The sequence below is a fragment of the Kineosporia sp. A_224 genome, from assembly GCF_002198655.1.
Classification (GTDB): Bacteria; Actinomycetota; Actinomycetes; order Actinomycetales; family Kineosporiaceae; genus R-H-3.
Genome location: NZ_MWLN01000232.1, coordinates 1 through 22,564 on the forward strand (window position 1 = coordinate 1; position 22,564 = coordinate 22,564).

17 protein-coding genes are annotated in these 22,564 nt (G+C 75.1%); 15 read left to right on the top strand and 2 right to left on the bottom strand.

Going from position 1 to position 22,564, the window contains the following annotated elements; translation table 11 throughout:
* Positions 1 to 79: 79 nt before the first annotated feature.
* Positions 80 to 1,057, bottom strand: coding sequence for a Gfo/Idh/MocA family protein (locus EDJALFJO_RS31415; RefSeq protein WP_158220640.1), 978 nt, complete (start codon positions 1,055 to 1,057; stop codon positions 80 to 82).
* Between the two features lie 237 nt (positions 1,058 to 1,294).
* On the opposite strand from EDJALFJO_RS31415, the gene EDJALFJO_RS31420 reads away from it, so the two are divergent.
* The 6 genes from EDJALFJO_RS31420 to EDJALFJO_RS31445 all read left to right on the top strand — a co-directional run bounded on the left by EDJALFJO_RS31420 (position 1,295) and on the right by EDJALFJO_RS31445 (position 9,921).
* Positions 1,295 to 1,513, top strand: a complete 219-nt coding sequence (locus EDJALFJO_RS31420) for a hypothetical protein (RefSeq protein ID WP_088290570.1) — start codon at positions 1,295 to 1,297, stop codon at positions 1,511 to 1,513.
* 110 nt (positions 1,514 to 1,623) lie between these two features.
* Positions 1,624 to 3,711: a methyl-accepting chemotaxis protein gene (locus EDJALFJO_RS31425; RefSeq protein ID WP_088290571.1), complete on the top strand. Its 2,088-nt coding sequence runs from the start codon at positions 1,624 to 1,626 to the stop codon at positions 3,709 to 3,711.
* A 31-nt stretch (positions 3,712 to 3,742) separates the two neighbouring features.
* Positions 3,743 to 4,939, top strand: a complete 1,197-nt coding sequence (locus tag EDJALFJO_RS31430) for an AI-2E family transporter (protein ID WP_198950824.1) — start codon at positions 3,743 to 3,745, stop codon at positions 4,937 to 4,939.
* 3 nt (positions 4,940 to 4,942) lie between these two features.
* The gene (locus EDJALFJO_RS31435; RefSeq protein WP_088290572.1) at positions 4,943 to 5,800 is read left to right on the top strand and encodes a phosphatase PAP2 family protein; all 858 of its coding nucleotides are present in this window, start codon (positions 4,943 to 4,945) and stop codon (positions 5,798 to 5,800) included.
* A 60-nt stretch (positions 5,801 to 5,860) separates the two neighbouring features.
* On the top strand, positions 5,861 to 7,219 hold the full coding sequence (locus tag EDJALFJO_RS31440) for a trypsin-like peptidase domain-containing protein (protein ID WP_158220641.1): 1,359 nt from the start codon (positions 5,861 to 5,863) through the stop codon (positions 7,217 to 7,219).
* A gap of 92 nt (positions 7,220 to 7,311) precedes the next feature.
* Entirely contained in the window at positions 7,312 to 9,921 is a 2,610-nt protein-coding gene (locus EDJALFJO_RS31445) for an EAL domain-containing protein (protein WP_088290574.1), read from the top strand.
* Between the two features lie 26 nt (positions 9,922 to 9,947).
* Here the strand turns inward: EDJALFJO_RS31445 and EDJALFJO_RS31450 are convergent, their stop codons facing one another.
* Complete coding sequence (locus EDJALFJO_RS31450; protein WP_088290575.1) at positions 9,948 to 11,357, bottom strand: cation:dicarboxylate symporter family transporter; 1,410 nt, start codon at positions 11,355 to 11,357, stop codon at positions 9,948 to 9,950.
* 128 nt (positions 11,358 to 11,485) lie between these two features.
* Between EDJALFJO_RS31450 and EDJALFJO_RS31455 the strand changes: the two genes are divergently transcribed.
* The 9 genes from EDJALFJO_RS31455 (at position 11,486) to EDJALFJO_RS31495 (ending at position 22,551) form a co-directional block, all read left to right on the top strand.
* The gene (locus EDJALFJO_RS31455) at positions 11,486 to 13,102 is read left to right on the top strand and encodes a sensor histidine kinase (RefSeq protein WP_233150146.1); all 1,617 of its coding nucleotides are present in this window, start codon (positions 11,486 to 11,488) and stop codon (positions 13,100 to 13,102) included.
* A gap of 122 nt (positions 13,103 to 13,224) precedes the next feature.
* The gene (locus tag EDJALFJO_RS31460; protein WP_233150147.1) at positions 13,225 to 13,968 is read left to right on the top strand and encodes a response regulator; all 744 of its coding nucleotides are present in this window, start codon (positions 13,225 to 13,227) and stop codon (positions 13,966 to 13,968) included.
* A gap of 101 nt (positions 13,969 to 14,069) precedes the next feature.
* Positions 14,070 to 15,569, top strand: a complete 1,500-nt coding sequence (locus EDJALFJO_RS31465; protein WP_088290576.1) for an NAD-dependent malic enzyme — start codon at positions 14,070 to 14,072, stop codon at positions 15,567 to 15,569.
* The gene (locus EDJALFJO_RS31470) at positions 15,566 to 15,949 is read left to right on the top strand and encodes a hypothetical protein (protein ID WP_088290577.1); all 384 of its coding nucleotides are present in this window, start codon (positions 15,566 to 15,568) and stop codon (positions 15,947 to 15,949) included. Before EDJALFJO_RS31465 ends, EDJALFJO_RS31470 begins: the two co-directional genes overlap by 4 nt.
* Positions 15,950 to 15,971: 22 nt before the next feature.
* Positions 15,972 to 16,535 carry a YqgE/AlgH family protein gene (locus EDJALFJO_RS31475; RefSeq protein WP_088290578.1) on the top strand — a complete coding sequence of 188 codons (564 nt, stop codon included), beginning with the start codon at positions 15,972 to 15,974 and terminating at the stop codon, positions 16,533 to 16,535.
* A gap of 144 nt (positions 16,536 to 16,679) precedes the next feature.
* Positions 16,680 to 18,560 carry a carboxypeptidase-like regulatory domain-containing protein gene (locus tag EDJALFJO_RS31480; RefSeq protein WP_088290579.1) on the top strand — a complete coding sequence of 627 codons (1,881 nt, stop codon included), beginning with the start codon at positions 16,680 to 16,682 and terminating at the stop codon, positions 18,558 to 18,560.
* A 58-nt stretch (positions 18,561 to 18,618) separates the two neighbouring features.
* A complete protein-coding gene (locus EDJALFJO_RS31485) occupies positions 18,619 to 18,915 on the top strand; it encodes a DUF3039 domain-containing protein (RefSeq protein ID WP_088290596.1) in 297 nt (98 codons plus the stop codon).
* Between the two features lie 76 nt (positions 18,916 to 18,991).
* The gene (locus tag EDJALFJO_RS31490) at positions 18,992 to 20,443 is read left to right on the top strand and encodes an MFS transporter (RefSeq protein ID WP_255392600.1); all 1,452 of its coding nucleotides are present in this window, start codon (positions 18,992 to 18,994) and stop codon (positions 20,441 to 20,443) included.
* 287 nt (positions 20,444 to 20,730) lie between these two features.
* Positions 20,731 to 22,551, top strand: a complete 1,821-nt coding sequence (locus EDJALFJO_RS31495) for a DEAD/DEAH box helicase (RefSeq protein ID WP_369812598.1) — start codon at positions 20,731 to 20,733, stop codon at positions 22,549 to 22,551.
* Positions 22,552 to 22,564 lie beyond the last annotated feature (13 nt).

The window sequence follows — 22,564 nt, forward strand, 5'->3', positions numbered from 1 at the left end:
GCTCGACGACGGGCCCGGGCCGGGCGGCGGCCGTGGTGGCGCCGGCTGCTCGGACTGCGGTGACCGTCAGGGGTGACCGTCAGAGCGTGACGGCGACGCCCTCGTCGGCCGCCCGGTAGAGCGCTTCGATCGTGCGGGCCTGGCCGAGTGCGTCCGCCTCGCCGAGCAGCACGTTCGGCTCGCCGCGGATCGCCTTGCTCATCTCCTCGAGCTCGAGCCGGTAGGAGCTCACCGTCTCGACCGGCACGTCGCGCGCGACGCCGTCGAGGCCCGTCACCGTGACCCCGGGGTCGACGCAGTGCCACGGGTCGCGGACCCGGATCGTGCCCGTCGTCCCGACGACCTCGAGGTGGCTGCGGTCGGGGACGTGGAAGGCGGAGTCGACGTGCGCGACGACGCCGTCGGCGAACCGCAGCGTCGCGGCGAGGTGGGCGTCGACGCCGTGCGGGCCGACGGTCGACTGCGCGGTGACCGAGACCGGTTCCCCGGCAAGGAGTCTCGCGGCGCTGACGCAGTAGCAGCCGACGTCCATGAGGGAGCCGCCGTCGAGGTCGGGCCGGGTACGGATGTCGCCGTCGACCGGGCACGGCCAGCTGAAGGAGGCGACGACGAGCCGCAGGTCGCCGATCGCGCCGTCGCGCACGAGGCCTGCGACGGCACGGGTCTGCGGGTTGTAGCGCCACATGAACGCCTCGGAGAGCACGAGACCCGCCTCGCGGGCGGCGGCGAAGCCCTCGGCGACCTCGGCCGGACGACGGCTGTACGGCTTCTCGCAGAGCACGTGCTTGCCGGCCGCGAGCGCCCGCAGCGTCCACGGGTGGTGCAGCGAGTTGGGCAGCGGGATGTACACGGCCTCAACGTCCGGGTCGGCGAGGAGCGCCTCGTACGAGCCGTACGAGCGCTCGATGCCCTTGGCGTCGGCGTAGGCGCGCGCTCGCTCGCCGTCCCGGCTCGCGACGGCGAGCACCTCGACCTCGGGGGACTGCGCCGCTCCGGCGAGCACCTTGTCGTTGATGAGCGCGGTGGACAGCACACCCCAGCGCACGGGTCGGGACACCCGGACCTCCTCGGCCTCCAGCGGCCGCACCGGGCCGCCCGGCGCGTCAGGCGAAGCCTGGCACAGCAGGCCCGGCGGCGTCGGTCAAGGTTCGACACCCGTCTGCCGACGGTTCACCCGGACGGCGACCGCCTCGTCGACGCTGTGCGTACGGCGGGCACCACCGACCACCGACCACCGACCACCAGCCAGCAGACGGCGCCCCGGCCGCTCCGCACCGCACCGGAAAGGGGACGCATGGGCCTCGTCGTCCTCGCCGCGCACGCCTGCGCGGCATCACGCAGCATCGTCCACTCCCACCAGGACAGCTTCGGCCACGCGCTCGAGGTCGTCGGGCACTCCGCCGTCGTCCCCGGCCGCCTCGACGTCATGTGCGCCTGCGGCTGGCGCGGGCTCATCCCCGCCCGGGACGTCGACGGCGCCGAGCCGGCCGCCGACCTCGCCTGCTCCGCCTGACCCTGGTCGTCCCTGCTCCGAACGGGTGACGTCCGTCGGTGCAGGTCAGGCACCACCGGTGGCACGACCGACACCCCTGAGGAAGATCGTCAAGCACCTGGGGGTCACCCGTGTCCGGCAGCCGGCGCAGCGCCGCAGTCCCCGTCGTCCTCCGCCCGGTCGTCGCGGCGTCGAGCCGGCTGCGCACGAGCGCCCGGCTCGCCGTGCTCGTCCTGGTGCTCCTCGTCCCCGGCGTCGGGGCGACGTGGGCGTACTCGTCGGCGGTCGGCGGCCAGATCGCGTTCTCGGCGGCCGAGGAGTCCGGCGTGCGCGTGCTGCGGCCGGTGCTCGCGGCCGCCGCGGACGCCGTCGCCGGGCGCACCGTCGACGTCGCCGCGATCGAGCGTGCGGCCGCCGCCGAGCCGGGCCTCGACCTCGCGACGCAGCTCGACGCCGTCCGGACCGCTGCGGGCGCCGCGGGGGCCACCGGCCCGCAGGGGCGGGCCGTGGTCGTCGGGTCGCTCGCGGACCTCGTGACCCAGGTCGGCAACACCTCGAACCTCATCCTCGACCCCGACCTCGACTCCTTCTACGTCATGGACGCCCTCGTCGTGCAGGTGCCGAAGGTGCTCGTGGCCGCTGCCGCGGCGGCCGCCGCCGGCGAGGCCGCCGGCAGCGACGACCTCGTCGCCGCCCAGGCCGTCCGGTCCGGGACCGTGTCCGGGGCCGCCGCCGCCCTGCGCAGCGACGTGACGACGGCGACCGAGCAGACGAAGGACCCGGCGCTCGCCGACCGGCTCGCCGGGCTCGTGGCGTTCGCCGACGCGGCGGACGCGTACGCCGGGACCGTGACCGGCTCGCTGACGAAGACCTCGGGCTTCGACCCCGCCCCGGCCGCCGACGCCGCCGCGGCCGCCGTCGGACCGGCCGCCGACGGGCTCCAGGCGCTCCTGGAGACCCGCATCGGCGGCTTCGTCGCCGACCGCACCCGCACCCTCGCCCTCACCGCGGCCGGCCTGCTCGCCGCGGCCTGGTTCGCGGCGGGCGTCTGGTGGCGGACCTCGTCCGACGTCGACCGCGCCCTGGCCGCCGTCACCGCGCTCGCCGAGGGGGACCGCACCGAGCACCCGCTGCCGGCGGGCCGCGACGAGCTCGGGGACCTCGGCCGGGCCGTCGCGACGACCCGGCAGCGGCTCGCCGAGCAGTCCGACGAGCTCGCGGCCGCCCAGACGGCGCGCGAGGAGGAGCTCCGGCACCGCATGGAGTCCCAGAGCGCCGCCGAGCGGCAGGTCCGCGACCGGGCGCAGGACATCATCGACGAGACCGCGACCTCGGTCTCCGAGGAGCTGCGCAGCGTCGTCGAGCAGGTCGCCGCCGTCCGCGCGGCCGCCGCGACGATCGACCGCAGCGTGTCGTCGACGGACGTCGTCACGCGAGAGGTCGTCCGGCGTGCCGACCTCGCGCAGCAGGTCGTCGGCGACCTCGGCGACTCCCTCCGGGAGGTCGGCCGGATGGCCGACCTCATCGCCGGGGTCGCCGACCAGACCCGGCTCCTCGCCCTCAACGCGACGATCGAGGCCGCCCGGGCCGGCAGCGCCGGCCGCGGGTTCAGCGTCGTCGCGAACGAGGTCAAGGAGCTCGCGGCGACGACCGGCCGATCGACCGTCGAGATCACCGCGACCGTGGGGCGGCTGCGCGAGCAGGCCGAGGGGATGGCGCACGCGATCCACGAGATGGGCCAGGGCATCGGCAGCGTCGACGAGGCGACCGCGGTGCTGTCGAGCGTCGCGGCCGACCAGCACCACGTCGTCGGGCTGCTCGACACGACGATCTCCGCGGCGATCGAGCGCGTCGAGTCGATGTCGAGCCTCACCGACCGGCTCGAGCGGCGTCGGCAGCGGCGGGTCCGCGTCGAGGGCGACGCAACCCTCACGCACCGCGGCCGGGACGTCACCGTCCGGCTGCTCGACCTCGCCGAGGGCGGCGTCCGCTGCTACATCGCCCCGCCGGAGCTGCTCGACCGGGGCGACCGGGTCGTCTTCGACGGCTCCCTCGACGGCCGGCAGCTCCGCCTCGACGCGACCGTCGCGCACCGCAGCCCGGTCGGCGACGCCGACGAGGTCGGGCTGCAGTTCGCCGGGGCCCCGGCGGAGGTCACCACCTTCCTGCGCGCCGCCGTCGAGCGGCTGAGCGGGGCGGGTGCGGTCGTCGTCGCCTGACGACGTCCGGGCGGCGGCTACCCTGGCGCCCATGACCGGGCGCACCGACCTCGAGGCTGCCGCCGGCGCGGCTGCCGTGCCGACCCCGCCCGTGCTGCCCCGCGGGCTGGTCGTCGTCCTCGGCGCCGCCGGCACGATCGTCGCCGTCGAGGGCATGCGCAGCCTGGCCTGGATGCTCGGCCCGGTCTTCCTCGCGCTCATGCTCGTCGTGGCCGTGTCACCGGTCCAGGAGGCGATGCGGGCGCGCAGGCTGCCCGGCTGGCTCTCGACGATCACGGTGCTGCTGCTCGTCTATGCCGTGCTCGTCGGTCTCGTCGTCATCCTCGTCGTCTCGCTGGCCCGGTTCGCCACCGTGCTGCCGCAGTACAGCGACGCCGCCCAGAAGCAGCTCACCGCGGTCACGGACCTGCTCGCCAGGTACGGCGTCGGCCAGGACCAGATCAACGGCATCGTCGACCAGATCGACCTCGGCAAGGTCGCGGGCGTCGTCTCCACCGTGCTGTCCAGCCTGTCGAGCCTGGCGACGACGCTCTTCTTCCTGCTCGCGCTGCTGTTCTTCATGGGCCTGGACGCCGCCGGCTTCGGGGCCCGGGTGGCGGCGGTCGCCCCGCTGCGGCCCGGGGTGGCGCACGCCCTCGGTGCGTTCGCGAGCGGCACCCGGCGCTACCTCGTCGTGTCGAGCATCTTCGGGCTGATCTGCGCGGTGCTCGACTCCGCCGTCCTCGCCTGGATCGGCGTCCCGCTGCCGATCCTCTGGGGCGTCCTGTCGTTCATCACGAACTACATCCCGAACATCGGGTTCGTCGTCGGGCTCGTCCCGCCGGCGCTGCTCGGCCTGCTCGACGGCGGGGTGCAGGAGATGCTCCTCGTCGTCGTCGCGTACAGCGCGATCAACGTCGTCATCCAGACGATCATCCAGCCGAAGTTCGTCGGGGACGTCGTGGGGCTCTCGACGACCGTGACGTTCCTCGCGACCGCGTTCTGGGCCTGGGTGCTCGGGCCGCTCGGTGCCCTGCTGGCGATCCCGCTGACGCTGCTCGCGAAGGCGCTGCTCATCGACGTCGACCCCGGCTCGCGGTGGCTGAACATCCTCATCGGGTCCGACGGGAGCATCGGCGGCCCGTACGACGCGGTCGACGCCGCCGCTGCGCCGGAGGGGACGGCGTCCCCGGACACGCCCCCCGAGGACGCGCCGGCCGACGGCCCGGCACCGGCTCCCGCGGGCTGACCGGTGCCCCAGCTCAAGCCCAGCTGGCAGCTCTCGCTGACCACGGCCCTCGTCCTGCTCGCGGTGCTCCTCGTGTGCCGGCTGTTCCGCAACCGCTGGACCGACGTCGTCGCCGCCTTCGCCCAGCAGTTCGCCGTCGTCATGGCGCTCCTCGCCCTGTGGCAGCGGGTCGGCGGACTCGTGCACACCCGCAAGGACGGCGCGATGGAGCGCGGCCGTGCCGTCTACGCGCTCCAGGGCCGGCTGCACCTGCCGGACGAGGTCACGCTCCAGGCGGCCGTGCTCCCGCACCCGCAGGTGGTCTGGTTCTTCGACACCTACTACGCCTACGCGCACCTCAACGGGATGGCGCTGTTCCTCGTGTGGCTGTGGTGGCGGCACCGGGAGTGGTTCGCCCGCGTCCGGACGTCGGTCGTCCTCCTCACGCTCACGTGCCTGCTCGTCCAGATCGTCCCGGTCGCCCCGCCGCGGCTGCTGCCCGCGCTCGGCTTCGTCGACACGGCGATGGCCAACGGGCGCTCGGTCTACGGCACGTTCGACGCGGGCCTGGCGAACCAGCTGTCGGCGATGCCGTCCGTGCACGTGGGCTGGGCCGTGGTCGTCGGCTGGTACGTCTGGTGGGCGAGCCCGAGCCGGTGGCGGTTCGTCGGCCCGCTGCACACCGTCCTCACTGTGCTCGCGGTGACGCTGACGGCCAACCACTGGTGGCTCGACGGGATCGTCGCCGCCGGGATCTTCGCGCTCGTCGTGCCGGTCGGTGCCGTGCTGCACCGGCTCGTGGCCCTGCTCCGGGAGAAGACGCGGCGAACGGACGGTGACGTCGCGGCACCGGCTCGCGAGACCGCCCCCGCGCAGGCCTGAGCGGGGCGGATGATGACGGCCGGGGGGCAGGACACGGGTCGGCGACGCAGGGAGGCTCGGGTGCAGGGGGTGCAGGGCTGGACGACGCCGCGCGTCGTGGCGCTCTGCGCGGCCGTCGCGGCGGTCGTCTCCGTGGCCACGACGCTCGTCGTCCTGCGCGTCACCGCGGACGACGCGGTGGCGCTGCCCGCCGTCGGCGTCCCCACGGGTGTCACGAGCCCCGTCGCCGTCACGGGCGGCGCCCGGCTCGACCTGCCCGCGCTCTTCGGGCAGGTCTCGGACGGTGTCGTCCGGATCGAGACGACCGCGTGCGTCCTCGGCGGTGCGGGCACGGGCTTCCTCGTCGGCCCCGACCTCGTCGTCACCGCCGCGCACGTCGTCGAGGGGGCGCACGCGATCCTGCTGCGCCGGGACGACGGCACCGAGGCCGAGGCCCGGGTCGTCGGGCTCGACAGCGTCCACGACGTCGCGCTCGTCCGGTCCTCCAAGCGGCTCGACGGGCACGTGTTCCGGTTCGCGGCCGCCGAGCCCGCGGTCGGGTCGGACGTCGCAGCACTCGGGTACCCGCTCGACGGCCCGCTCGTCCCGGTCCGCCGCACGGTGACCGGCACCGGGCAGAGCCTCGACGTCTCGGGGCCTGCGGCGTCGGCCGGCCCGGACCAGGTCGTCCGGGACCTCATCCGGGTCGACGGCGGGTTCGAGGGCGGCGACAGCGGCGGCCCGCTGCTCGCCGCCGACGGGTCGGTCGTCGGCTTCGTCGAGGGCCGCTCCCTCGCGGACAAGAACACCGGGTACGCCGTGAGCGCCCTGCAGGCGGCGCCGCTCGTCGCCCGGTGGCGCAAGCTCACGACGACCGTCGACGTCGCCGACGTCTGCGACGCCCCGGTCGGCCCGCCGCAGTCGCGGGTCGTCGTCCGGGACGCGAGCGGACCCGGCCCCGGGGCCGTCGTCGCCGACTTCTACGGCACCTACGCCTCGGCGATCAACAGCGGCCGCTACGCCGAGGCGTGGGGGCTGCTCACGACGAACGCCCGGGCGGGGCAGACCCTGGAGCAGTGGTCGGCCGCCGAGCGGTCGAGCCAGATCTTCGACGTCGCCGTCCGGCAGGTCTCGGTCGTCGCGCCCGGGGCGGACCCGACGACGGCCGCCGCGTCGCCGTCGGCGCCGGCCGGCTCGTCGCCGACCCGGACGCCCGGCGGGACGACGACCCCCGCGACGCCGGCACCGCCGGTGGTGACGCCGGGGGAGGGCGGCGCGCTGCGTGCGGTCGTCGACTTCAGCAGCACCCAGGAGGACCGGCTCGGTCCCGGGGGCCAGACGTGCTCGCGGTGGCGCGTGACCTACACCCTCCTGCGCGCGGACGGGCAGTGGCGGATCGACCGGACGCTGCTGGCCGAGGGCTACCCGCAGCCCTGCTGACGGGGTCACCCAATGTCCCGTTCCAGCATCGACGTCTGACAATTCCGTGACAGAGTGCTACCTTTCATGCACTCTTCGCTAGGGAGCTTCGGGTGTCGCGGACGGATCAGAGCGACGCGGTCAGCGTGCTGCGCCGCGCCGTGCCGATCGACCGCGCACGCCGGATGGCTGACCTCGGCGACCGGTTCGCGGCCGTCGCCGACTCCGCGGACACCGTCCCGGCCGTCCTCGCCCGGGCCGCCGCCGACCTGCCCGCGGACCTCGGGGTCGTGTGGACCTGGCCGGACGGCGACGGCTCCCCGCACGTCAGCGTCGCCCACCACGACGACCCGCTCCGGGCCGCCGCCGTCACCGCGCTCCTGGCGCGCGCGCCGCAGGACCGGTTCGCGGGCACCGTCCTCGCCCTCGCCCGGCACGTCGCCGGCACCGGCCGGCCCGTCGTCGTCAGCGACGCCGAGGCGCTCCCGGGAGCCTTCGCCACGACCCTGCGCGAGCACCTCGTCGGGTCGGCGGCCGTCGTGCCGGTCTGGGGCCGTCGCTCGCCGGTCGGGGCGCTCGCCGTGACCCGGGCGCCCGGTGACCGGCCGTTCTCCGGGGAGGACGTCGACGTCGCGCTCGTCCTCGGCCGGCGCGCCGGGACGACGCTCGAGACCGCGCTGCTCCTGGCCCAGGTCCGCCGGCAGGCGGCGCTCATGGACGCCGTGAGCGACGCCGTCGTGGCCGTCGACCGGGCGGGCCGCGTCACGGCCTGGAACGCCGCGGCGGCGAGGATCTACGGCATCGCCGCCGACGACGCGATCGGCCGCCCGCTCGCCGACCTCGTCGTCGCCGAGCACCCCGGCGGCACCCCGGCGGACGTCGCCGACGAGGTGCTGCGGACCGGCGCCTGGAACGGCCGGCTCCTCGTACGGTCGGCGACCGGCGCCGTCGTCGAGGTCGACAGCAGCGTCACGGCGACGCGCGACTCCCGCGGCGGCGTCGACGGCATGGTCGCCGTCGACCGCGACCTCACCGAGGTCATCGCGGCCCGGTCGGCGGCGTCGGCGCAGGCGCGGTTCACCCGCGACCTCATGGACGCCCTCGACAGCCGCGCGGCCGTCGTCGACCCGGCGGGCGTCGTCCTTGCCGGCAACAGCCGGTGGGTCGCCGGGACCGGTGAGCGCGACCACTGCGTGTGCGGCCCGGTCGCCGAGGGCTCGGACTGGGTCGCCGCGCTGCGCCGCAGCCGGCTCGCCGACGTCTCGCGCTTCGTCGTCGAGGTCGAGGAGGTGCTCCGGGGTGCCCGCACCGTCGCGCGCCTGGAGTGCCGCTGCTTCGAGAGCGGACCGGAGCGGGCCACGGCCGTCGAGGTGACCGGCCTGCAGGAGACCGGCGGTGCGGTCGTCGTGCAGTCCGACGTCTCCTGGCGCCGCCGGCTCCAGGACGAGATGAGCCACCGGGCCACCCACGACGAGCTCACCGGGCTGCCGAACCGGGCGGCGCTCATCGAGCGGCTCGGCGCGAGCGTCGAACGGCTCGACGGCGACCGGATGCTCGCCGTCCTCTTCTGCGACCTCGACGGCTTCAAGGACATCAACGACGGCCTCGGGCACTCCGTCGGCGACCAGGTGCTCGTCGCGGTCGCGCGCCGGCTGCGGCAGCGCTGCCGGCAGGCGGACGTCGTCGCGCGCTTCGGCGGGGACGAGTTCGTCGTCGTCATCCCGGTGCCGGACGTCGGCCGCGCCCGGGCGACGGCCGAGCGGCTCGTCGAGGCGCTGTCCGAGCCGATCACCGTCGGCGACGCCGAGGTCGCGCCCGGGGCGAGCATCGGTGTCACCGTCGTCGACCGGCGCCCGCCCGGGGACGACCCCGTCGGGACCCTGCTGCGGGACGCCGACACGGCGATGTACCACGCCAAGGAGCGCGGCCGGGGCCGGCACGAGCTCTTCGACGCCCGGCTGCGGGTCGACATCTCCTCCCGGCTCGAGTACGCCAGCGCGCTGCGCCGGGCGATCGGCAACGGCGAGATGTCCATGCGGTACCAGGCGCGCCGGCACTGCGGGGACCGGCGGCTGGCCGGCGTCGAGGCGCTGCTGCGCTGGACGCACCCGGCCTTCGGCGCCGTCCCGCCGGACGTCTTCGTGCCGATCGCCGAGCGCACGGGGCGGATCGTCGAGGTCGGCGGCTGGGCGCTGCAGCAGGCACTCGCGGAGGTGGCCCTCGTCGACGACCGCCGGGTCACGGTCTCGGTGAACGTCTCGCCGCGCCAGCTCTCGGCGCCGCGCTTCGTCGAGAAGGTGGACGGCGCCCTGGCGGCGAGCGGGCTCGAGCCGTGGCGCGTCGTCCTGGAGATCACCGAGGGGGCCCTCGTCGACGACCCCGCGCAGGCCCGCAGCGTGCTCACCGACCTGCGCCGGCTCGGGGTGTCCGTCGCGCTCGACGACTTCGGCACGGGCTGGTCGTCGCTGTCGTACCTGCGGACGCTGCCCGTGGACATCATCAAGATCGACCGGTCGTTCGTCGCGGACATGCCCCGGGACCCCGACGCCTGCGCCGTCGTCTCGGCGGTCCTCGGGCTCGGTCACGGCATGGGCCTGGTCGTCGTCGCCGAGGGCGTCGAGCGCGAGGACCAGCTCGACGCCCTGCGCGAGATGGGCTGCGACGAGTACCAGGGCTTCATCGACGGCCACCCCGCGCGCCTCCCCGACGTCCTCGCCCCCTGACCGCACCAGCGGTCAGGGGGCGAGGGTCAGCGGGTGACCGTCGCCGGTTCGCGGACGTCGGCCGTGGCGGGCGCGGTACCGGCGGAAGCCTCGTCCGCGTCGTGGTCGTCGAGCATCGACGCCTCGTCGAAGGGGAGTGCGCCGGAGAAGACCTGCTCGGCGCGGCCGCGGTCGAACTCGCCCGTCCACGTCCCGACGAGGACGGTCGCGACCGCGTTGCCCGCGAAGTTCGTCAGGGCGCGGGCCTCGGACATGAACCGGTCGATGCCGACGATGAGGCCTACGCCGTCCACGAGGTCGGGGCGGTGGGACTGCAGACCACCGGCGAGGGTCGCGAGCCCGGCACCGGTGACGCCCGCGGCGCCCTTCGAGGCGATGATCATGAAGACGAGCAGGGAGACCTGCTCGCCGATCGACATCGGCTTGCCCATGGCGTCGGCGACGAACAGGCTCGCCATCGTCAGGTAGATCGCGGTGCCGTCGAGGTTGAACGAGTAGCCGGTCGGGACCGTGATGCCGACGACCGGGCGGGAGACGCCGAGGTGCTCCATCTTCGCGATGAGCCGCGGCAGCGCCGACTCCGACGACGACGTCGACACGATGAGCAGGAACTCGCGGCCCAGGTAGCGCAGCAGCGAGAACAGGTTCAGGCCGGCGACGACCCGCAGCAGGGTGCCGAGGACGACGACGACGAAGAGCAGGCACGTCGCGTAGAACCCGAGCATGATCTGCGCGAGGCTCTTCAGGGCGTCCATGCCGGTGGCGCCGACGACGGCGGCCATCGCGCCGAACGCGCCGACCGGGGCCGCCCACATGATCATCGCGAGCACCCGGAAGACGAGCCGCTCGAGGTGCTTCACGCCGCGCAGCACGGGCTCGCCGGTGCGGCCCATCGCCTGGAGCGCGAACCCGACGAGCAGCGCGACGAGCAGCGTCTGGAGCACCTCGCCCTCGGTGAGCGCGGAGACGAGCGTCGTCGGGACGATCCCCAGGAGGAAGTCCACGGTCGAGCCGTGACCGTCGCCGGCCGCCGCCGCGCCGGAGCCGGCGAGGTCCTGGCCGAGCGCGAGGCCCGAGCCGGGCTTGACGATGTTGCCGACGACGAGGCCGATCGCCAGCGCCACCGTCGACATCGTGAGGAAGTACCCGAGGGCGAGCCCGCCGACCTTGCCGACCTGGGCGGCCTTGCGCACCGATCCGACGCCGAGCACGATCGTGCAGAAGATGACCGGCGAGATCATCATCTTGATGAGCGCGACGAATCCGGTGCCGAGCGGCTTGAGCGCCTTGCCGACCTCGGGCGCGGCGAAACCGACGGCGATGCCGGCGAGCACCGCGACGATGACCGCGACGTACAGGTAGTGGGTGCGGTCCTTGCGGCCGGTCGTGCCGGCGGTGGACGTGCTCTGCGTCGGCGAGTCTGCCGGGTGCGCCATGGCGGAACCTCCTCGTTCGGGGCGTGGGTCGAGGATGTGAGCGGGCCGCGCCCGCGGTCTGCCTTGTGTTCATTGCGTACGTGGCGCCGACCACTGCCCGGCGGGTGCCGTCGCGGCACACTGGGGCCGTGGACCCGAGGCGCTGGAGCCTGGCCCGCCAGCTGTTCGCCCTCATGGCGCTCGGTCTGGCGGTCGTCGTCGCGGTCGCGGTCGCGGCCGCGTACGTGCAGGCCCGCGGGACCGCCCTCGACGCCGCCCGGGCCCGCGCCCTCGCCGTCGCGTTCGCCGTCGCCCAGGCGCCGGAGGTCCGTGAGGGGGTCACCGCGGCCGACCCGTCGGCGACCCTGCAGCCCTACGCGGAGTCGGTGCGGGCCGGTTCCGGCACCGACTTCGTCGTCGTCATGAGCCCGGCCGGCCGGCGCTTCACGCATCCCGACCCGGCGCGGATCGGCCAGCAGTTCATCGGCCACATCGAGCCGGCGGCGCAGGGCCGGGCGTTCACCGAGACGTTCACCGGCTCCCTCGGCCCGTCGGTGCGGGCCGTCGTCCCCGTCCTCGCGCCGGACGGCGGCCGGCCCGGGCGGGTGGTCGGGCTCGTCTCCGTGGGCATCACCCTGGAGAGCGTCGGCCGCGGCCTGGCCGGGCAGGTGCGCGGTCTGCTCGCCGCCGGCGCGGTCGTGCTCGCCGCGTGCGCGGCCGCGGCGTGGCTGCTGAGCCGGCGGCTGCGGCGGCAGACCCACGGCCTCGGTGCCGCGGAGCTCAAGGCGATGTACGAGTACCACGACGCCGTGCTGCACGCGGTCCGCGAGGGGCTGCTCATCGTCGGCCGGGACGGGCGGCTCGAGCTCGCGAACGACGAGGCGCTGCGCCTGCTGGGCCTGGCCGCCGACGCCGTCGGCCGCGCGACGTCCGACCTCGGGCTGCCCGCCGCGCTCGGGGCCGCGCTCGGCGAGGGGGCCGAGCGGTCCGACGAGGTGCACCTCGCGGGGGACCGGGTGCTCGTCGTCAACGCGGCCCCGGCGGTCTGGGAGGGCCGCCGGCTCGGCACCGTCGTCACCCTGCGGGACCGCACCGACCTGCTCGCGCTCACCGGCGAGCTGGACTCGGTACGGGGCCTGGCGGAGTCGCTGCGGTCGCAGGCCCACGAGGCCGCGAACCGGCTCCACAGCGTCGTCTCGCTCATCGAGCTCGGGCGGCCCGAGCAGGCCCTCGAGTTCGCGACCGCCGAGCTCGCCGGCGTCCAGGAGCTCACCGACCGGGTCGTCGGCTCGGTCGGGGAGCCGGTGCTCGCGGCGCTCCTGCTCGGCAAGGCCGCCCAGGCCGCCGAGCGCGGCGTCGACCTCGTTCCCGGCGCCCTCGACGTCCCGGCGGACGTCGCCGACCCGCGCGACCTCGTGACGATCGTCGGCAACCTCCTCGACAACGCGCTCGACGCGGCGCTGTCGGCACCGCCGCCGCGCCGTGTCGTCGTCAGCGCCGTCCGGGTACCGGACGCCGGCGGCGGCGAGGAGCTCGTCGTGACCGTCGCCGACAGCGGGCCCGGCCTCGACCCGGCGGACGCCGACCGCGCCTTCACCCGGGGCTGGTCGACGAAGCCGGACGGCGGCCTCGTCGGCCGCGGGATCGGGCTGGCGCTCGTCGGGCAGGCGGTGCACCGCCACGGCGGCACCGTCACGGTCTCCTCGCCCGGCCCGGCGGACGACGGCACACCCGGTGCTGTCTTCACTGTTCGGCTGCCCCTGTGAGCGAGGACGGGGGCGCGGCGGTGCCTGGACTGACGAGCGAGTACGGGCCGTTCTTGCCCGTGCGAGGGAGGAGGGAAGGCAGCGCCGAGGAGCGCCCTCGTCCTCGCGAACGATCAAGCAGAGTGAGCGGGGAAGGCAGCGCCCCGGAGCGCCCCGGTCCCCGCGAACGATCGATCCAGGTGCTCGTCGTCGAGGACGACCCCGTCGCGCTCGACGCGCACTGCTCCTACGTGGAGCGGGTGCCCGGCTTCGTCGTCGCCGGCCGGGCCCGGTTCGGCCAGGACGCGCTGCGGCTGCTCGCACTCGGCGACGTCGACCTCGTCCTGCTCGACATGAACCTGCCCGACATGCACGGCCTCGACGTCTGCCGCGCCATGCGCGCTGCCGGCCGCAGCGCCGACGTCATCGCCGTGACGAGCGCCCGCGAGCTGTCCGTCGTCCGGGCCGCGGTGTCCGCCGGGATCGTCCAGTACCTGCTCAAGCCGTTCGTCTTCGCGGCCCTGCGCGAGCGGCTCGAGCGGTACGCCGCCTACCGCGGCGAGGTCGCCGCCGAGGGCACGGTCGGCGGCCAGGACGACGTCGACCGGATGCTCGGCAGCCTGCGGGTCGCGGCCGCCAACCGGCTGCCCAAGGGGCTGTCCCGCGAGTCGCTCGAGGCCGTCGTCCGGCTCCTCGAACCGGACCCCGCGCGCCCGCCGGAGGAACGGCCCGCGCTGTCGGCCGGCGAGGTCGGCGAACGGCTCGGGATGTCCCGCGTCAGCGCCCGCCGCTACCTGGAGCACCTCACCGGGGCCGGCCTCGTCGACCGGGCGACCCGGTACGGCGGGGCGGGCCGCCCCGAGGTGGAGTACCGCCGCCGCCCCTGAACGTCACGCCGCCGAACGTCGCACCGCCGAACGTCACACCGCCGAACGTCACACCGCCCCGATACCGGGCTACGCCCGGGTAACCGTGAGGATGTCGTCCCATGTCCACCGCACCGACCAGCCCCTCCGGCGCGCCCGCGGCGGCGCACACCCCGGCCGCCAGCGTCTCGTACTCGATCACCATCCGCCTCGAGCTGCCGGCCCGGCCGACGGCCGTCAGCGAGCTGACGCACGCGATCGAGGTGACCGGCGGCGTCGTCACCGCGCTCGACGTCACGGCGTCCGGCGCCGACCGGGTCCGCGTCGACGTCACGTGCGCGACCCGCGGCGGCGACCACGCGACGTCCGTCGTCGACGCGCTGCGCGCCCTGGAGGGCGTCGACATCGAGCGCGTCTCCGACCGCACGTTCCTCGTGCACCTCGGCGGCAAGCTGAGCATCGAGAGCAAGGTGCCGATCCGCAACCGCGACGACCTGTCGCTCATCTACACCCCCGGCGTCGGCCGGGTCTGCGAGGCCATCGCCGCGAACCCGGAGGACGCCCGCCGTCTCACCATCAAGCGCAACACCGTCGCGGTCGTCACCGACGGCTCGGCGGTGCTCGGCCTGGGCAACCTCGGCCCGCTCGCCGCGCTGCCCGTCATGGAGGGCAAGGCCGCGCTCTTCAAGCGGTTCGCCGACATCGACGCGTTCCCGATCTGCCTCGACACGCAGGACACCGACGAGATCGTCAAGACGGTCATCCACCTCGCGCCGGTGTTCGCGGGCATCAACCTCGAGGACATCTCCGCGCCGCGCTGCTTCGAGATCGAGGCCCGGCTCCGCGACGCGCTCGACATCCCGGTCTTCCACGACGACCAGCACGGCACGGCCATCGTCACCCTCGCGGCGCTGACGAACGCGCTCAAGGTCGTCGGCAAGCGGCTCGAGGACGTCCGGCTCGTCATGTCGGGGGCCGGCGCGGCCGGGACGGCGGTGCTCAAGCTGCTGCTCGCCGCGGGGGCGAAGGACGTCGTCGTGTCGGACGTCGAGGGCGTCGTCCACGTCGGCCGCCCGGGGCTGGCCGAGTCGCTGCGCTGGACGGCGGAGAACACCAATCCTCGCAGCGTCACGGGGACGCTGCGCGACGCGCTCAAGGGCGCCGAGGTGTTCGTGGGCCTGTCCGCGCCGAACATCCTCGACGGCGACGACATCGCGACGATGGCCGAGGAGGCCGTCGTCTTCGCGCTCGCGAACCCGGTGCCCGAGGTCGACCCGGTCGCGGCCTCCCGGTACGCCGCCGTCGTCGCGACCGGCCGCTCGGACTTCGCGAACCAGATCAACAACGTGCTCGCGTTCCCGGGGGTGTTCCGCGGGCTGCTCGACGCGCAGTCCCGGACGGTGACGACCGACCTGCTGCTCGCCGCCGCGACCGCGCTCGCCGAGGTCGTCGGGGACGACGAGCGCAACGCCGCGTACATCGTGCCGAGCGTCTTCCACCCCGACGTGACGAAGGTCGTCGCCGCGGCCGTCGAGCGGGCCGCCCGCAGCGCCGGGACCGCCCGGCACGTCCACCCGCACCACACCGGCGGGCCGACGCACGACATCGGCGGGCACGGGTGAGCGCCCGCTCCCGGTGGGCGGCGCCGTTGTTCGCGCTGACGGTCGTCGTCCAGCTCGTCGTCCTCTACTGGCCGCGGCCGGTGTCGACGGGGACGAGCCTGCCGGTCGACAAGCTGGTCCACGCGGCGGTCTTCGGCGCGGTCCTGTGGGCGGGGGCCCGGGCCGGCGTCGCGGTGCGGCCGCTCGCCGCGGTGCTCGCCGTCCACGCCGGGGTCAGCGAGGTCGTGCAGGGCACGCTGCTCGACCGGGACGGCAACGTCCCCGACGCGCTCGCGGACCTCACCGGGCTGCTGCTCGCGGGGCTCGCGCTGCGCCGGTGGCCGGTCGGCGGCGACCGACCGGCGACCCCGGCTGACCGCGGGGCCGCGGACCGGGAATGATGGGGCGCATGGGGACGAGGGCATGGCGCTGACGGAGCGCCTGACGGGCCGGCTGCTCGTCGCCACCCCGCTGCTCACGGACCCGAACTTCGACCGGACCGTCGTCCTCATGCTCGACCACAACGACGAGGGCGCCCTCGGCATCGTCGTCAACCGGCCGCTCGACGTCGACGTCGACAAGGTGCTCCCGGTGTGGCAGCCGCACGTCACGGCCCCCGGCCGGCTTTTCAAAGGCGGCCCGGTCCAGCTCGACTCGGCGCTCGGGGTGGTCGCGGTGCCCGGGGACGCCACCGAGCCGGTCGGCGTGAAGCGGATCATCGGCGCCCTCGGCCTCGTCGACCTCGACACCCCGCCCGAGGTCGTCGTCGGCGGCATCGCCGGGCTGCGGATCTTCGCGGGCTACGCAGGCTGGGGCGCGGGCCAGCTCGAGGCGGAGATCGACGAGGGTGCCTGGTTCGTCGTCGACGCCGAGGCCCGGGACCCCTTCAGCGACGAGCCGCAGCGGCTGTGGGCCGACGTGCTGCGCCGGCAGCGCGGAGACCTCGCGTTCATGGCGACCTACCCGGTGGACCCGGTCGACAACTGAGCCGGGGCCCCCAGCGGCCGCGCCCGGGCTGCGCATGATCCTGCGGAACGGATCACACGGGTCTCCCGTCGGACGTACGGTGACGGTGATCACATCGTCCGTTCGGTGGATGCTGCGGCCCCGGCCGCAGGGCGGGAGGCACGGGTGGATCTCTTCGTCGCAGCGGGACGGCGCGGCCCCTGGCGCACGCTCTCCGTCGTCGTGGCCCTCGCCGGCCTCCTCGTCGCGGCGGTCGTGCCGGCCGCCGGCCCGGCGCAGGCCGCGGTCGTCCCCGGCACGATCTCGGCGGTCGTGACCGATGCCGGGACCGGTTCCCCCGCCGTCGGGACGTGCCTGCTCGTCCAGGACGCCAACTCCGACGACGCGGGCAGCGACTGCCTCGACGCCGCGCCCGACGTGCTCGCCGTGCCCGGTCTCGTGGACGGCGCCGACTACACCGTGACGCTCACGGTCCCGGCGTCGACGGGGCTGCTGCCGCCCGCGGAGACGACCCGCACCCTCACGGCCCCTGCCGAGATCGTCGAGGGGCTGGAGCCCGGTGCCACCTTCCGCGGGACCGTGCTGCTGTCCGACGGCACGGCGCAGCCGTCGACGAGCGTCTACGTCACCCCGGTCGACGACCCGCTGGGCACCGTCAACGAGACGTTCCTCGACGCCGCCGGGCGCTGGTCGGTCCTCGTCCCGCCGGGCAGCTACGTCGTCCGTGTCGTCGACCCGTTCTCCGGGCTCACGCAGTGGGTCCCCGGCGCGACGGACCCCGCGGGGGCGACGGTGTTCACCGCCGCCGCCCGCGAGACCCTCACCGTGGACGACACCCTGCCCGGCTGCTGCGGCCTGCCGGTCCCGGCCACGGCCACCGGGCGCGTGACCGACGCGAGGGACGGCAGCCCGCTCGCCGGCATCTGCGTCGGCGTCCTCTTCGACCCGCCGCCCTCGAACGTCGACAGCTGCCAGGCGTTCGGTCTCGGCGAGACGGCCGCGGACGGCACCTACGAGCGCGAGGTGCCGTCCGGCCCCGGCACGTTCTGGGTCGTCGACCCGACCAAGGCCTTCGCCCGCACGAGCCGGGAGATCGCTCCGGAGCCCGGGTCCCGCATCGTCGTCGACGTCGCACTGGCGCCGGCGGGCTCGCTGTCCGGTAGGGCCGTGGACGCCCGCTCCGGCGCCCCGCTCGGCGGCCTGAGCGTCGACGTCTTCGCCGGCCCGGTCGGCGAGACCTCGCCGGTCGCGTCCGGCGTCACCGAGGCCGACGGCACGTGGACCGTCGCCGGGATCGACCCCGGCGCGTACACGGTTCTCGTCGGGGGCGACGACACGCACCTCGACCAGTGGCACCCCGGCGTCGACACGCAGGCCGCCGCCCGCACGGTCACCGTCGTCGCCGGGAGCACCCTCGACGTCGGCGCCACCCGGGTGCCGCAGGGCGCCGTCCTCACCGGTCGGATCACCGACCGCCGCGGCCGTCCGGTCACGGGGGCCTGGGTCGTCGTCGGAGGCTTCTCGGCGCGGCTGGGTGCCGGCGAGGGGCGGTGGACCGCACACACCGGTGCGGACGGCCGCTACCGCATCGCCAACATCGCCCGGCAGCGTCAGTTCGTGACCGTCTACACCGAGGCCGACCAGCCGTACGCGTGGCAGTGGAGCGGGCGCGCGAGCGACCCGGCCGACGCCGAGCGCCTGCTCTTCGCCCACTACCGCACGCTCCGCTTCGACGCGGCGCTCGCCCCGGAGGCCACGCTCACCGTCACCGCCCGCGGCGCCGACCCGGAGTTCTTCAAGACCTACGACGTCTTCACCCGCAGCGGTGCCCCGGTCGGGTGGGGGATCGACCTCCTCGGTGACGACTCCGGTGTCGTCCACGGGCTGCCGACGTCGCAGGTCCTCCTCAAGACGACGGACCCGTCGTCCGAGGAGCTCTGGCTCGGCAGGGACGGCGCCCTCGTCGCGGACCGCGCACTGGCACGGAGGATCTCCGTCGCCGCGAACAAGCAGACCCGGGTCGTCGTGCGGTTCCCGTCCCCGTGACCAGGGTGCGGTGACGCGCAGGGGTTGCCCGGCCCCGTAAAGTGTCGGCGTGAGCACGATGCCCCCTGAGCCGCTGCCGATGCCGTCGTCCCCGGACGGCGGGACCACCGCGACCCTCGAGCGCGAGCTCCTGGAGCAGGAGGTCGAGCCGGGCGACCACGAGCGCTTCGCGCACTACGTGAAGAAGGAGAAGATCCTCGAGTCGGCGCTCACCGGCGAGCCCGTCATCGCCCTCTGCGGGAAGGTCTGGGTGCCGGGTCGCGACCCGAACAAGTTCCCGGTCTGCCCGGCGTGCAAGGCGATCATCGACGGTCTGAGGAGCCGTGAGGGCAACGACGACGGGGCCAAGGGCTGAGGGCTGAGGGCTGACGGTCCAGGAGGCAGGTCCGCACTCGCCCTGGGCACCGCGGTACCGCACCGCGACGACGGGCATCGTCACGCTCGTCACGCTCGTCGCCTTCGAGGCGATGGCCGTCTCGACCGCGATGCCCGTCGCCGCCCAGGCGCTCGGCGGGCTGCGCGAGTACGGCCTGGCGTTCTCCCTGTTCCTCACGACGTCCCTGCTCGGCGTCGTGGCGGCCGGCGGCTGGAACGACGCCCGCGGCCCCCGCGAGCCGCTCGCGGTCGGTCTGCTCCTGTTCTCGGGCGGGCTCGTCGTCGCCGGGACCGCGTCGAGCTTCGGTGTGCTGCTCGTCGGCCGCGCCGTCTCCGGGCTGGGCGGCGGCCTGCAGGTCGTCACGCTCTACGTCGTCGTCGCGGCCGTCTACCCGCAACGCCTGCAGCCCCAGGCCTTCGGGGTCATCTCTGCGGCCTGGGTGCTGCCGAGCGTGCTCGGCCCGCCCGTCGCCGGGTTCCTCGCGACCCAGCTGACGTGGCGGCTGGTGTTCCTCGCGGTGCCGCCGCTCGCGCTCCTGCCGCTGCCCGTGCTCTGGGCCCGGACCCGCACGCTCCACGACGACGAGCCGGACGACGAGCCGGACGACGGGTCGGACGACGCCCCGGACTCCGCGCCGCAGCCCGGGGCCGGTCCGCCCGGTCCCGGCCGCCCGGACGCCGTCGTGCCGCAGCCGGGCGCCGTCTCCGAGCTCGGGGGCCTGCGCCGGCTCGCGCACGGCTGCGGCCTCGCCCTCGGGGCCGGCCTGCTCCAGTGGGGCCTGCAGGGCGGGGGCGGGCTGCCCGCCGCCCCGGTCGTCGTCGCCGGGCTGCTCCTCGGGGCGGCGAGCACCCCTGGCCTCCTGCCGCGCCGGACCCTGCGCCTGGCCCGCGGCCTGGCGAGCCTCGTCGTGTGCCGGGCGATGTTCACCGGCACCTTCTTCGGCGCCGAGACCTTCGTGCCGCTCATGCTCGTCACCGAACGCGGGCTGAGCCCGACGCTCGCCGGGGTCGCGCTCACCACCGGCGCCGTGGGCTGGTCCGTGGGGTCGTTCATCCAGGGCCGCAGCTCGCTGCCGCTGAGCCGCACCCAGCTGCTGTCGGTCGGCGGCGCCGTCGTCGGTGCCTGCACGCTCGCCCTCGTCTCGACGCCGTTCGCGGCGGTGCCCGTCTGGGTGCTCCCGCTCGTGTGGGCGTTCGCCGGCACCGGGATGGGGCTGGCCATGTCGAGCACGAGCGTGCTGACCCTGCGGCTGTCCGTGCCGGGGGAGGAGGGCCGCAACAGTGCGGCCCTGCAGATCGGCGACGCGCTCGGCAGCGTCCTCGGCATCGGCGTCGCCGGTGCGATCTTCGCCGCGCGGCACACCACGGACGGCGCCGACGCCGCCGTCTTCGCGCTCCTGTGGGCGGTGCTCGGCGGGACGGGGGTCTTCAGCGCCCTCGTGGCGCGCCGGGTCGCGAACGCCGCGAGGACGCCGGTCGCGCGGCGGACGACGGGCCGGTCGTCGTGACGTCCGTCCTCTGGTGCCGTACGCACCCCAAGACTCGGGTCCAGGGTCGTTGACCCGCCAGAGGACGGTGGCGCAACTCGACGCGGTGCAGAACCCGCCAGAGGACGGCCGGCACGCCAGGACGACCACCACACCGGTGTGACGTCCGGCACCGACCCGGTCGGGTGAGCGTGCTGGGCGGGGCCTACCACGGCCCTGTCCGGCACGCCATGACCCCGGCCCCCGGTGAGTCGTCCCGGCGCTTCGACTACGGTCTTGTCCTCGTGAGCGCAGGGGGAGCGGGGCCGGTGCAGAGCCCGTCCGACGGCGCGATCGGGTCGCTCTCGGGGCCCCGCCACGCCAGCGCCGCGGCTGCCTCGCACCTGCCGCCGGCCTTCCCGCAGCGGGCGCCCTGGGGCACCGCGGGCAAGCTGCGTGCCTGGCAGGCCGAGGCCCTCGCGGACTACCTGCGCTCCACGCCGCGCGACTACCTCGCGGTCGCGACGCCCGGCGCCGGCAAGACGACGTTCGCCCTGCGGGTCGCCACCGAGCTCCTCGAGCGCGGCACCGTCCAGCGGGTCACCGTGGTCTGCCCGACCGAGCACCTCAAGAAGCAGTGGGCCGACGCCGCGCACCGGGTCGGCATCCGCCTGGACCCGACGTTCAAGAACAACCAGGGCTCGCACGGCCGCTCGTACGACGGCGTCGCCGTGACGTACGCCCAGGTCGCGACCCGGCCGCTCCTGCACCGGGCCCGCACCGAGGCGGCGCGCACCCTCGTCATCCTCGACGAGATCCACCACGGCGGCGATGCGCTGAGCTGGGGCGACGCCGTCCGGGACGCCTTCGACCCGGCCGCCCGCCGGCTCGCCCTCACGGGTACGCCGTTCCGCTCCGACACGAGCCCGATCCCCTTCGTCGAGTACGAGGAGGACGAGAAGGGCATCCGCCGCAGCCGGGCCGACCACACGTACGGCTACGGCGAGGCGCTGCGCGACGGCGTCGTCCGGCCGGTGATCTTCCTGTCCTACTCGGGCCAGATGCGCTGGCGCACCAAGGCCGGCGACGAGATCGCCGCGAACCTCGGCGAGCCGCTGACGAAGGACGTCACCGCGCAGGCCTGGCGCACGGCCCTGGACCCGAAGGGGCAGTGGATCCCGTCGGTGCTCCACGCGGCCGACAAGCGCCTCACCGAGGTGCGCCGCGGCGTCCCGGACGCCGGCGGCCTCGTCATCGCGACCGACCAGACCGTGGCCCGGGCCTACGCGAAGATCCTCCACGGCATCACGGGGGAGAAGCCGGTCGTCGTGCTGTCCGACGACCCGAGCGCCTCGGACGCGATCGAGTCCTACGCGGGCGGCGACCAGCGCTGGATGGTGGCGGTCCGGATGGTGTCGGAGGGGGTCGACGTCCCGCGCCTGGCCGTCGGGGTCTACGCGACGTCGACGTCCACGCCGCTGTTCTTCGCCCAGGCGGTCGGGCGCTTCGTCCGGGCCCGCAAGCGCGGCGAGACGGCGTCGGTGTTCCTCCCGAGCGTGCCCGTGCTGCTCTCGCTCGCCGCCGAGCTCGAGGTCGCGCGCGACCACGCGCTCGACCGCCCGGCGAAGGCCGACGACGACTGGTCGCCCGAGGAGGACCTCCTCGAGAAGGCCAACCGAGAGGAGAAGGCCTCCGACGAGCTGAACGGGGCCTTCGAGGCCCTCGAGGCGCAGGCGACCTTCGACCGGGTGCTCTTCGACAAGCAGGAGTTCGGCACCCAGGCCGAGGTCGGCAGCGACGAGGAGCAGGACTTCCTCGGCATCCCGGGGCTGCTCGAGCCCGAGCAGGTCACGACGCTGCTCCGGCAGCGCCAGGCCGACCAGGTCGCGGCCCGCAGCCGCAAGGCCAAGGCAGGCGGCGGCGAGGGCGGCCGGGTCGTCGAGGTGTCCATGCACCGCGAGCTCACCGCGCTGCGCAAGGAGCTGCACAGCCTCGTCGGGGCCTGGGCCCGACGGACGTCGCAGCCGCACGGGACGGTCCACGCCGCACTGCGGTCCGAGTGCGGCGGGCCCGAGGTCCCGAAGGCGAGCGCGGACGAGCTCCGCGCCCGAATCGACACTCTCCGTAGATGGTTCGTCGGCAAAAAGTGATCATCTCGCTGTG

Excerpts from the sequence above, each read along its gene's own strand:
- EDJALFJO_RS31475 (WP_088290578.1), top strand. The coding sequence starts at position 15,972 with ATGGCGCTGACGGAGCGCCTGACGGGCCGGCTGCTCGTCGCCACCCCG.
- EDJALFJO_RS31420 (WP_088290570.1), top strand. The coding sequence starts at position 1,295 with ATGGGCCTCGTCGTCCTCGCCGCGCACGCCTGCGCGGCATCACGCAGC.
- EDJALFJO_RS31430 (WP_198950824.1), top strand. The coding sequence starts at position 3,743 with ATGACCGGGCGCACCGACCTCGAGGCTGCCGCCGGCGCGGCTGCCGTG.
- EDJALFJO_RS31485 (WP_088290596.1), top strand. The coding sequence starts at position 18,619 with ATGCCCCCTGAGCCGCTGCCGATGCCGTCGTCCCCGGACGGCGGGACC.
- EDJALFJO_RS31465 (WP_088290576.1), top strand. The coding sequence starts at position 14,070 with ATGTCCACCGCACCGACCAGCCCCTCCGGCGCGCCCGCGGCGGCGCAC.
- EDJALFJO_RS31450 (WP_088290575.1), bottom strand. The coding sequence starts at position 11,357 with ATGGCGCACCCGGCAGACTCGCCGACGCAGAGCACGTCCACCGCCGGC.